General features: G+C 71.3%; 9 protein-coding genes. 4 read left to right on the top strand and 5 right to left on the bottom strand.

The features are described 5' to 3' along the window. Positions 1–131 precede the first annotated feature (131 nt). The gene (locus AMK19_RS06425) at positions 132–776 is read left to right on the top strand and encodes an HAD family hydrolase (RefSeq protein WP_073808825.1); all 645 of its coding nucleotides are present in this window, start codon (positions 132–134) and stop codon (positions 774–776) included. A gap of 345 nt (positions 777–1,121) precedes the next feature. Here the strand turns inward: AMK19_RS06425 and AMK19_RS34140 are convergent, their stop codons facing one another. The 4 genes from AMK19_RS34140 to AMK19_RS06400 all read right to left on the bottom strand — a co-directional run bounded on the left by AMK19_RS34140 (position 1,122) and on the right by AMK19_RS06400 (position 5,146). Further along, positions 1,122–2,597 (bottom strand): phospholipase D-like domain-containing protein, encoded by a 1,476-nt coding sequence (locus tag AMK19_RS34140; protein WP_083646534.1) that lies wholly within the window; start codon positions 2,595–2,597, stop codon positions 1,122–1,124. Positions 2,598–2,803: 206 nt separating this feature from the next. Continuing rightward, positions 2,804–3,286 (bottom strand): VOC family protein, encoded by a 483-nt coding sequence (locus AMK19_RS06410; protein ID WP_073808822.1) that lies wholly within the window; start codon positions 3,284–3,286, stop codon positions 2,804–2,806. 175 nt (positions 3,287–3,461) lie between these two features. After that, complete coding sequence (locus AMK19_RS06405) at positions 3,462–4,547, bottom strand: hypothetical protein (protein WP_073808820.1); 1,086 nt, start codon at positions 4,545–4,547, stop codon at positions 3,462–3,464. Between the two features lie 50 nt (positions 4,548–4,597). Then, a complete protein-coding gene (locus AMK19_RS06400; RefSeq protein WP_073808819.1) occupies positions 4,598–5,146 on the bottom strand; it encodes a DUF4240 domain-containing protein in 549 nt (182 codons plus the stop codon). Positions 5,147–5,260: 114 nt separating this feature from the next. Between AMK19_RS06400 and AMK19_RS06395 the strand changes: the two genes are divergently transcribed. The 3 genes from AMK19_RS06395 to AMK19_RS06385 all read left to right on the top strand — a co-directional run bounded on the left by AMK19_RS06395 (position 5,261) and on the right by AMK19_RS06385 (position 8,390). Continuing rightward, positions 5,261–6,217 carry a zinc-binding dehydrogenase gene (locus AMK19_RS06395; RefSeq protein WP_241844276.1) on the top strand — a complete coding sequence of 319 codons (957 nt, stop codon included), beginning with the start codon at positions 5,261–5,263 and terminating at the stop codon, positions 6,215–6,217. Between the two features lie 186 nt (positions 6,218–6,403). Next, positions 6,404–6,835, top strand: coding sequence for an effector-associated constant component EACC1 (locus tag AMK19_RS06390; protein ID WP_073808816.1), 432 nt, complete (start codon positions 6,404–6,406; stop codon positions 6,833–6,835). Then, positions 6,828–8,390, top strand: a complete 1,563-nt coding sequence (locus AMK19_RS06385; protein WP_073808814.1) for a caspase family protein — start codon at positions 6,828–6,830, stop codon at positions 8,388–8,390. The genes AMK19_RS06390 and AMK19_RS06385 overlap by 8 nt, the downstream gene beginning before the upstream one ends. Before the next feature lie 276 nt (positions 8,391–8,666). Here the strand turns inward: AMK19_RS06385 and AMK19_RS06380 are convergent, their stop codons facing one another. Next, positions 8,667–10,667, bottom strand: a complete 2,001-nt coding sequence (locus AMK19_RS06380; protein WP_241844275.1) for an alkyl/aryl-sulfatase — start codon at positions 10,665–10,667, stop codon at positions 8,667–8,669. Positions 10,668–10,753: the final 86 nt, after the last annotated feature.

The following is a 10,753-nucleotide window of genomic DNA, read 5'->3' as shown; positions in this document are numbered from 1 at the left end:
GACGGTTCACGCTCGCCGCCGGGCCGGCCGGCGGCTCATGAGCGTCGTCATCGACCACGGCACCATCTGCTCATGCATGGCGGGCAGCGAATCGTCCCGTCCTCGCGTGATCGCCAATGAAAGAGCAACCGATGCCACCGACTTTCCTGTTCGACCTTGACGGCCTTTTGATCGACTCCGAGCCGATCTGGGACGCGGCAAAGCGTGAAGTGTTCGGTCCGCTCGGTCTGCACCTCACGACGGAGATGCAGGCGGCGACGCGCGGGCTGCGGCAGAGGGACATGGTGGCCTACTGGTTCGAGCGGGCCACCCTTCAGGCCGACCCCGACGACGTCGAGCAGCAGATCGTGGCCGCCGTGTGCCGTGGGCTGGCGGGAGTGGCGCTGAAACCCGGCGCCGAGCACGCCGTCGCGGCGTGCGCGCGTGCATCGAGGGCGATGGCCGTCGTGTCGTCTTCGCCGGAGTCGGTGATTCGGCATGCGCTCGCGAGCACCGGCCTTGACCGATCTTTTGATGCCGTGTTCTCGGCCGAGGACGACGAACACGGCAAGCCCCACCCGGGCGCCTATCTCCGCGCCGCCGCCGCCCTCGGCGCGTCACCCGACGAATGCATTGTGTTCGAGGACTCGCTCAACGGCGTCCTCGCCGGTGTGTCAGCCCAGATGACGGTCGTCGCCGTTCCCGAGGCCGCTGATCGCTGCGATCCGCGCTTTGCGATTGCCACTCTGGTACTGGAGTCCCTCAAGGATCTCGATACCTCTGTACTCGGCGCGTAGGTGTCCAGGGAGAGCCGGAACACCACGTCCTCACCGGTTCCCGGCGGACGCCTGGGCAATCCACAGCCGAGAACTGCTGCGGCGCCCGGTGGCGACGACGCCGAGGCCGATCCGGGAGCATCCGGCCATGCAGTTGACCGCTGATGGGGCCACGCCCGTCCCACCGCCCGGTCCTGCTGGACGAGTTCGAGACCGACGACGGCTACGCCTTCGTCCCGTGCCGCCCGCTGTTCCTGGCCGCCGGGGAGCGCGTCGAACTGACCGGCGACCGGGCGGAGATCGTCCGATCCGACGGCTCCCGGCGGGCGGTGGAAGGGTCTTGGGAGACTCGGTGCGGGTCGGGCGTCAGGAGACGTTGAGGGACAGGTCGTCGAGGACGAACGAGGTCTGCTTCTGGTAGTCCTCGGCGCCGGTGAAGGTCAGCGTCACGCTCTGGCCCGCGTAGGCGGACAGGTCGACGGTGTGCTGGGTGTAGCCGGTGTTGTGGTCGAGGTTGGAGTGGGTGGCGACGGTGGTGCCGTTGGCGGTGACGGTGAGCTTGTCGTAGGCGGTGGTGGTGCTGGTCTCGGCGGTGTCGACGTGCAGCCAGTAGCCGAGGCTCGCGGTGCAGCCGGCCGGGACGGTGACGGTCTGGCTGAGGGTCTCGGTGTGGGCGGTGCCGTAGCCGTCCAGCCAGACGTCCCAACTGCCGCTCCGGGCGGGCTCGGTGGAGGCGCTGTTGAGGGTTCCGGCGGTGCCCGTCCAGGGGCTGGGGGTGCCGGTCTCGAAGCCGGGGTTGCCGAGCAGCTGGGCGGCCGTGCAGGTGCCGGTGGGCGGCGGGGTGGTGCCGCCGTTGCTCGGGACGCGGTTGAAGTCGGCCGTGAAGGTGGACTCGATGCCGGAGATCACGGCCGGGTCGGAGATGATCAGGCCGAGTTCGCGGTTGTGGTTGAGCGAGTTGTCGGAGAAGTTCTCCGACCCGGCGAACACCTTGGCCGTGGACGTGCCGTAGTCCGCGACGATCGCCTTCGCGTGCACGTAGAACCCGGTGCTGCTGGTGTACGTGGTGACCTTCCCGCCCGCCGCGGTGACCTGGTTGAACTGCGCGGTGTACTTCGCGGAGGTGTCCTCGGCGACCACCCGCACCGTCACGCCGCGCTGCTCGGCGGCGACGATCGCGTTGACCAGCGCGGTGTCGCCGAACTCCTCCTCCTGGACGTCCAGGCTGTGCTGCGCGCCGTTGATCAGCGCCAGCAGCCGGCTCTGCGAGTCGGTGGGCGACCACACCAGGTCGGTGCCGTCGGACGGGGTGATCGCGGTGTGCGCGTAGTCCGCGTCGAAGACCTGCTCGATCGCGGCGACGTCCGCCGGGTCGGTGTCCAGGACGCCGTAGTCGCGGGAGGTGGAGTAGTAGGTGGTGTCGAAGTTGCCGGTGGAGATGTACGACCTGGCGCCGTCCACCGTGATGGTCTTCTGGTGGGTGTAGGTGAACGAGGAGGAGGAGTAGACCACGCTCACCCCGCCCGCGGTCAGCGCGTTGTACGCGGCGCTGTTGACCGAGCTGTGGTTGGGGTCGAGCACCACCCGGACGTTCACGCCCGCCTTCTGACGGTTCACCAGGGCGGTGGTGAGGGTGGTGTCGCGCAGCTCGTAGATGGTGACGTCGACCGACTTGGTGGCGGAGGCGACCAGGCCGTAGATCGCGTTCTCGCCCTGGTCCGGGAGGATGACCAGCGTGTACGGGCTGGTCGCGGCGTGCCCGGCGGCGACCGGGGTCAGCACGGTGGCGGCGGCGGTGGCACCGGCGGCGAGGGTGCGCAGCAGGCGGCGGGTGAGGCTCATGGCAGGCTCCAGCTGTTCGGTGCACGTACGGAAGTGACGCGCGTAGCGCCGCCCAGTAAGGCATGCCCTGACGGCCGATCAGAAGAGCTTGAACATGTCATGGCGCTGAACAGGAATACTTTTACCGGAGCCCGGACAACCGTTGACCGGACGCGGCCCCCCGAGACCGCCGCCCCGCCGCCCCGCCGGCCCGAAGCCCCGCCGGCTCACGGCTTCCGGTCGGCGGCGGCCTCCAGCGCCGCGAGGTCGAGCCTGGTCATGTCGAGCATCGCGGTCGTCGCCCGGCGGGCCCGCTCCGGGTCCGGGTCGTTCAGCAGTTCCAGCATCCGGCGCGGCACGATCTGCCAGGACAGGCCGAAGCGGTCCTTCAGCCAGCCGCACTGCCCGGGCTGACCGCCGTCCGCCGTCAGCAGCTCCCAGTAGCGGTCGACCTCGGCCTGGTCGTCGCAGTCCACCTGGAGCGAGACCGCCTCGTTGAAGGTGAACACCGGCCCGCCGTTGAGCGCCCGGTACCGCTGCCCGAACAGTTCGAACTCCACCAGCATCACGCTGCCCGCCTCGCCCGGGCCGGCCTCCGAGTACCGCTTGACGTCGGTCACCCGGCCGTCCCGGAACACCGAGAGGTACAACGCGACGGCCTGCTCGGCCTGGTGGTCGAACCACAGGAACGTGGTGATCTTCTGGCTCATCGGGAGAACGCCTTCCGCCGCTGTCGTGCCGTGCCGTGCCCGGGTTGTATCGCCCCGACGCTAGCCCGGGCGGGGCGGTGCGCCCGGGCGGCGCTCCGGCGGTGCGGCAGGTCGGGGGACGGCGGCGGCCGCAGGGCGTTCGGGCGAGTGCTCGGCCGGGTGCTCGGCCGAGTGTTCAGTCGAGGGCCGACAGGGCTTCGCGCAGCGGGCCGTAGCCGTCGGACGGGTCGGTGCGGTCGCGCAGGCAGCGGTGGACGGCGGCGGTCAGCTCCAGTCGGGGGCCGATCCGGCGGCCGATCCGGGCCACCGACAGCTCGGGACGGGTCTCGGCGTCGACGTCGTTGTTGCAGCGCAGCGGGATCCAGCGGGCGCCCCGGGCGCGGCAGGCGGTCTCGCCGAGGTACCAGAGCGCGCAGTCGAAGACCGGGTCCTCGAACAGGCGGATCGCGTTCGGGAGATGGGCGATCCGGTACCGTTCCACGGCCGCCATGTGGTCCAGTCGGTCGCCCAGGCCGAGAGTGTCGATGCGCTGCCGCAGCACGTCCTCCAGCAGCCCCAACGACCGTTCGGAGAAGTCGAGTCGGCCGTCCAGCCCGGTGGCCCGCGCCCACAGCCCGAACGCCTCCTCCCGGGTGGCCAGCCAGTGCGCGAGGTCCTGTCCGGGGCGGCCGGGGTCGAGCGGGCCGGGGCCGCCGGGCAGGGGGCGGCTGCCCGGGTTCTGCGCGGGACGGCCGGCGGCCAGGGCCAGCGCCCGGTCCACCACCGAGTCCCAGTACGCGTAGCCCTCCAGGGTCTCCAGCAGGCGGCCGGCCGCCGCCGGATCGGCCACCGCGACCACCATGCCGAGCGCGTTGCACATCGGGAAGTCGTCCTCGCACAACTCCTCCGCCTCGGCCAGTTCCTCCGCCTCCTCCTCGTCCAGCACCTCCTTCGGCAGGCGCAGCAGCGGCTGGATCCGGTCGGGCGCGTGGGGCTGCGGCTCGGGCGAACAGTGCCACAGCGCACCGTAGTTGCGGACGTGCACCTCGCCGAAGTACCACGTCGCCGCGGTCAGGAACGGCTCGTCCCGTGCCGCGTCCGCCCGCTCCCAGTCGGGGTGGCGGCCGCGGACCGCCTGCTCCAGGCGGGGGAGCGATCCGGTGGTGAAGTCCCAACCGCCGCCGGTGAGTTCGGCCCAGGCGGGAAACCCGTCCCGCCCGAGCGCCAGCCACTCGTTCAGCCGGGGGTTGTCGAGCCATTCGGGGTCGTCGATGCTGGTCATGACCGCCGAGCATAGGACCGCCCGCCGACAAGAAGGATGCTGACGAGACGTCAACTGCCTTGTGCGAAAAGAACGGTGAGCCTCGGCATCCGGGACGCGGCCTGCTCGGGCGTCCACGGTTCGCCGACCGCTTCGGCGTTCACCGGGCTGTCGTGGCCCTCGGCGAGCAGCGCCTCCTCCAGACCGTCCTCGTCGCCGGTGATCTCCTCCCAGGCGGAGGCGGCGCAGTAGTCGAGCTCCTCCCAGTCGGGCACCATGCGCTCGTCCAGCGCGGCCAGGCGGTGGAACTCGGGGTGGTCGGCGAGCGCGTCCGGGTCGTCGACGGCCAGGCGGAGGGCGTCCCGGCCGAGACCGACCAGCCAGGAGTGGAAGTACCAGAGCGTGTCGTCGCTGACGAAGCCCGGCCCGACCAGCTTCGCCAGCGCGACCGTCGCCATGGTGTCCAGCGGCGCCCGCACCTCCTCCAGACGCAGCTGGAACGCGCGCACCTCGTCCAGCGGGAGCTGAGCCAGGCGTTCGGTGAGCAGCTCGGTGCGCCGGCCGGACGGGGTGGTGGGCGCGGTGGCCTCCACCAGCTCCCAGAAGTCGTTCAGGTTCATGCCCGTCATGCTCGCACGGCACGGCGACAGGCCGGCCGCCCTTGACCTCAAGGGCGCTTGAACTCGCAGGATGGGCGGGCGGCCGGAACGACCGGCCCGGTGAGCGGTGGAGGCATGATGCGAGCGGTGTGGCTGCGGGAGTTCGGCGGGCCGGAGGTGCTGGTGCCGGGCGAGGCCCCGGACCCGGTGGCGGGGGAGGGGCAGGTGCTGATCGACGTCGCGCACGCCAACCTGACGTTCGTCGAGACGCAGTTCCGCGCCACCGGCCTCGGGCCGTTCACCGCCGCGCTGCCGATGATCCCCGGCAACGGCGTCGGCGGCACCGTCGCCGTCGTCGGCCCCGGCGTCGACCCGGCACTCCTCGGACGGCGCGTCATCTCCTCCACCGGCGGCAGCGGCGGCTACGCGGAACGCGCCGCCGTCCCCGCCGCCGGCCTCCACCTCGTCCCCGACGGCCTCGCCCTGGACGCCGCGACCGCGCTGCTCGCCGACGGCCGCACCGCCCGCCTGCTGCTGGAGACCGTCGCGCCCGCCCCCGGCGCCCGCGTCCTGATCCTGGCGGCGGCCGGCGGTGTCGGGACCCTCCTCGTCCAACTCGCCGTCCAGGCAGGCCTGCACGTCGTCGCCGCGGCCGGCGGGCCCGCCAAAATCGCCCTCGCCGCCGAACTCGGCGCCGCCGAGACCCTCGACTACCTGCACCCCGACTGGACCGCCGGAACCGCCCCCGTCGACCTCCTCCTCGACGGCGTCGGCGGCGCCCTCGGCCGCACCGCCGCCACCCTGCTCCGCCCCGCCGGCCACCTCCTCAACTACGGCCTCGCAGGCGGCAGTTGGACCAACATCCCGCAGCACGAGATCGACGCCCGCCGGCTCACCGTCCACACCCTGCGCCCCACCCCCGACACCGTCCACGCCGCCACCGCCCACGTCCTCGCCGAAGCCGCCGCCCACCGCCTGCGCCCCGTCATCGGCCGCCGCTTCCCCCTCGCGCACGCCGCCGCCGCCCACCGCGCCATCGAATCCCGCGCCACCCTCGGCAAGACCCTCCTGGACGTCCACCCCGCGAACTGACGGATGGCAGACGACGCACCCCTGTGCGCACGCCAGGGTGTCCGCCGCCGTGCCGGGGAGCGAGGCCGTCTACGCACTCAAGGCGGTTGGAGTCTGAACTCCCCTCGTGGGCAGTCCACTTGTGGGACTCTGGCCTGACCTGAAATCCCACGCCTTGGGGGCGCAGTGAGTCGAGCACTGGGGTCAGTGGATGTCGGCCTGATCTTCAGCGATCCGGACGGCATGGAGGCCACCGAACGCGAGATGGAATCGCTGATCGAAGAACTCGATCAGCTTCCGCTGGTCCACCTGGAACACAGTCCGGCCCCGCCTGCCCCGCAAGGCACCCGGGCCGGTGACGCCACCGTCTACAGCTCCCTGGTCCTGGGTCTGGCGGGGGCGCCCGCCGTCCGGTCGCTGATCCTGCTGGTCCAGGACTGGCTGGCCCGCCGCACCTCGGGCACGGTCACGCTCCGGATCGGCGACGACGAGCTGGTCATGGAAGCCGGATCACCCGCCGACCGCCGGCGGATCGCCGAAGCCTTCCTGGCCCACCACGCCTCCACCGATCGCCCCGGGGGCTCCGATCGCTCCGGGGGCTCCGAGGGCTCCGATCGCTCCGGGGGCTCCGATGGCTAAGCGAGCCCTGATCCTGGCCACCGAGACCTATGACGACGACCGGTTCGCAGCCCTTCCCGGCGCGACCGCCGACGCCGAGCAGCTGCGCGACGTGCTGGGCGATCCTGCGGTCGGCGGGTTCGAGGTGAACGTCCTGCTCGAAGAAACCGCACGGGAGTGGAAGAAGGCGATCGAGCAGTTCTTCGCCGCCGCCACCGGCGCCGACACCCTGCTGCTGCACCTGTCCTGCCACGGCCGCAAGGACGGCCGGAACCGGCTCCACTTCGTCACCCACGACAGCGAGTACGGCGCGCTGGCCGCCACCTCGGTCAGCGCCGAGTTCGTCGCCGACTGCATGGAGCAGAGCCGAAGCCGGCGCACCATCCTGCTGCTCGACTGCTGCTACAGCGGAGCGTTCAACAAGGGCATGCGGACCCGGGGCGACCAGGAGGTCGAGCTCAACGAGACCTTCGAAGGCCGGGGCCGGATCGTCATCACCTCCTCCACCGCCCTCCAGCACAGCTACGAGACCGCGTACACGACCGACCTGGTCAGCCGAGTCGAAGGCGAGCCCTCGGTGTTCACCTCCGCGGTCGTGCACGGACTGCGGACCGGGGACGCGGACCTCGACGAGGACGGCGTCATCACCGCTGACGACCTGTACCGCTTCATCAGCCGCTGGGTACCCGAACGGGTACCTGACCAGACGCCGACGCTGAGTGTCGACTCCGCCGACGGCGGGCGCATCGAGTTGGCCCTCAACCCGCGCGCCGCAGAGACTGCCCTGCGCCGCGCACTCGCCGGCGCCGAACTGCCCCAGCCCGTTCACCAGTTGGCACTTGCCGAGGCCGACCGTCGGGCGAAGGAGTCGGAGGCGAGAGCCGCCGAGCTGAGCGAGCAGGTCAAGAAGGCGGAGGTGGAGACGGCCCAGCACAAGGGCGCCCGGGCCCGCAGCGCCCATGAGCTGTCGCGGATGCTCGGCGTGCTGTTCGGGATCGTCGGCGGGGCGATCGGCCTGTGGACGGCTTCGCTCTGGGTGAGCGGTTTTACCTTGCCGCACGGTGGCGGGAAGTTCTTCGCCCTGGCGATCTGCGGGGCTGTCCTCAACTTCTCCTTCGCCGTCGTGGTGACCGGGACGATCGGGCTGGCGGCTCTTGTGGCAGCGGGCCTGGGCAAATGGCTGGAGGAGGACGAGCCGTTCGCCCAGGACGTGCCGACCGGGCGGAAGGTCCTCGCGGGCCTCGCGATCGGCGGCGCAGTTGCGCTCCTGCTCGCCGTGTTCGCCGCCGAGGTCATCTGGCTGCTGCCCGCCGTTCTCCGTCTCGGGGCATGGGTCTCCGGCCTGGCCGGGCTTCCCGTCGGCTTCCCCTCCGGCTGGGGTGACGTGCTGGTCGCACTGTCCGGGAACGCCGGGCTGTTCGCGGCTTCGGCCGCGGCCCGTCCGCGCAGGCCCGACGACGAGGTCATCGAGGAGAGGGGACCCGGTTACATCAGGCGGGTCCGGCACAGGAAGATATGGGGTCCGTTTCGCGAGACGTACACCGAGACACGCGGTGGGGACTTCGACATCTTCTGACTCCGCCCGGCGGTGGACGGCCCGGTCACGGGAGGGCGCCGAGGAGACAGCGGTTTCCGTTCGCCGTCTTCCGCGTGCTCAGGTCGTCCTGGCCCATCTGCGTTCCCTCACCAGCCTGTGCCGGACGACAGGCCCGGCGCGTTCCACGTCGTCGGCCTGGTCATCACCGATTCGGGCCGCCTCTGCGTCGCCGACGCGGCCGGTGTCCTGGGAATCGATCTCGACGGGCAGCCGGAGGCCGACCCCGCCCGAGGTGCGGGCGGGGTCGGTCCGGGGTCACGGGGTGGTCAGGCCGAACCAGTACTCGAAGGTTTCGAGCGTGTTGTTGAAGGTGTTGAGCGGGGCGAGGGTGCCGCTGTCGACGGTGAGGTCGCCGTCGGCGGCGAGTTGGTCCGGGGTGGTGGCGCCGATGGCGAGGGCGTTGAGGCCGGCCCGGGTGACGGTGTAGAGGGCGTCGGCGGTGTCGGGCAGGACGCCGGGGGTGTAGACGAGGACGCCGTTGCGCAGCTGGACGGTGCACCGGTCGGGGTCGCCCGCGACGCCGCCGGTGACGGTGAAGCCGAGGGTGAGCGGCGAGTTCGCGGCCGCCGGGCCGTTGAGGCGGATGCCGAAGTAGTCGAAGAGCATGTCCATCTGCATGGCCGCCAGCACGGCCGGGGTGATGATCTGCGGGCTGGGCAGGTCGGGGCCGCTGTCGTCGGCGGGTCGGTGGCGCAGCTCGAACGCGGCGGCGAGGTAGAAGTTGCGCCACGGGCCGCTCTCGGCCTGGTAGCCGAGCTGCTCCAGGACGTCGGCCTCCAGTTCGCGGGCGTCGGTGTCGGTGGGGTCGGCGAAGACGGCGTGGCTGAGCAGTTCGGCCGCCCACCGGTAGTCCTCGGGGCCCTTGGCGTTCTCGAAGGTCTGCCGGGCCATGGCGACCACGTTGGCGGCGCCGCCCATCGCGTCGACGTAGCGGGGGCCGGCCTGCTCGGGCGGCAGGGTGTGCAGGTGGGCGGCGTTGCCGTCGTACCAGCCCAGGTAGCGCTGGTAGACCGCCTTGGTGTCGTGGCTGACGGTGCCGTAGTAGCCGCGGTTGTACCACTGCCCGGCCAGGCCGTCGGGGAGGTTGCCGTCGAGGTTCTCGGCGATCTCGGTCATCGTCAGGCCCTGGTTGGCCAGCCGCAGCGACTGGTCGTGCAGGTAGCGGTACAGGTCGGACTGGCTGGTGAGGAAGGAGGTGATCGCGGTGGGGTTCTCGGGGCTGTTCCAACGCGGCCAGAAGTGGCTGGCGAACAGCGTGTCGGAACGGTCCGCGAACCACTCGACGGACTGCCGCAGGTACTCCGACCAGGACTTGGCGTCCCGCACCTGGGCGCCGCGCAGGCTGTACAGGTTGTGCAGGGTCGGCGTGGCGTTCTCGGCCATGCAGACCGCCCGCACGTCGGGCAGGTAGAAGTTCATCTCCGCCGGGGCCTCGGTGCCCGGGGTGAGCTGGAACTCCATCCTCACCGGGCCGAACGGCACCGCTTTGCCCTGCACAGCGACGTCGGTGGTGACGGTGAACGTCGGCGCCAGCAGGCCCGAGGTGCCGTTGGAGTTGGTCTTGCCGAGCCCGGCGTCGACCTGCCCGTGCGCGGACTTCTCCAGCAGCGAGCCGTACATGAACTGGGCGCGGCGCTGCATCGCGTTGCCGGCGTAGACGTTCTCGCTCACCGCGTGCTCCAGGAACCCGTCCGGGGCGATGACGTCCACCCCGTCGGGCAGCACCCCGCCGTCGAACAGGCCGAGCACGCCGCCGTAGTGGTCGATGTGGGAGTGCGTGAAGAGCACCGCGCAGATCTCGCGGTTCGCCCCGCGGTGCTTGCGGTAGAGGCTCAGCGCCGCGGTCGCGCACTCCTCGCTGATCAGCGGGTCCACCACCACGATCCGCGGGTCGACCCCGGTGGGGTCCTCCAGGAAGGTGATGTTGGACAGGTCCATGCCGCGGACCTGGTAGACGGCGTTCGCGACCACCTCGAACAGGCCGGTGTTCATGTTCAGTTGGGCGTTGCGCCACAGGCTCGGGTTGACGGTGTCGGGCGCCGGCCCGGTCAGGAACGCGTACGGAGCCAGGCTCCAAGCCGCCTCCTTGCTACCGGACTTGTCCACGGTGAAGTCCGCGGGCAGAGCCTCGATCAGCCGGTCCGAGGCGAACGCCGCCTCCGGGTCCTGATCCGGCGGCGGGACGACGACCGTCGCGTTCAGGTCCGCCGTCAACGGCGTCGCGGGCTGGGGCTCACGAGGTGCAGAACCGGTCAAGGGTGCTTCCTTCCGTTCGGCCGGGCGGCTCCCGGCGCGGACCGAGGTGTCCGCGAACAGGCGCGCGGGCGATGACGCAGCGAAAC

It is taken from the genome of Kitasatospora sp. CB01950, assembly GCF_001905465.1.
Lineage (GTDB): Bacteria > Actinomycetota > Actinomycetes > Streptomycetales > Streptomycetaceae > Kitasatospora.
Note: the sequence above shows the minus strand (reverse complement) of the source record. Positions and strands in the feature narration are given on the sequence as shown.

Coding starts and splice junctions, on each gene's coding strand:
- AMK19_RS06425 (WP_073808825.1), top strand. CDS start 132: ATGCCACCGACTTTCCTGTTCGACCTTGACGGCCTTTTGATCGACTCC.
- AMK19_RS06400 (WP_073808819.1), bottom strand. CDS start 5,146: ATGAACCTGAACGACTTCTGGGAGCTGGTGGAGGCCACCGCGCCCACC.
- AMK19_RS06410 (WP_073808822.1), bottom strand. CDS start 3,286: ATGAGCCAGAAGATCACCACGTTCCTGTGGTTCGACCACCAGGCCGAG.
- AMK19_RS06405 (WP_073808820.1), bottom strand. CDS start 4,547: ATGACCAGCATCGACGACCCCGAATGGCTCGACAACCCCCGGCTGAAC.
- AMK19_RS06385 (WP_073808814.1), top strand. CDS start 6,828: ATGGCTAAGCGAGCCCTGATCCTGGCCACCGAGACCTATGACGACGAC.
- AMK19_RS06395 (WP_241844276.1), top strand. CDS start 5,261: ATGATGCGAGCGGTGTGGCTGCGGGAGTTCGGCGGGCCGGAGGTGCTG.
- AMK19_RS34140 (WP_083646534.1), bottom strand. CDS start 2,597: ATGAGCCTCACCCGCCGCCTGCTGCGCACCCTCGCCGCCGGTGCCACC.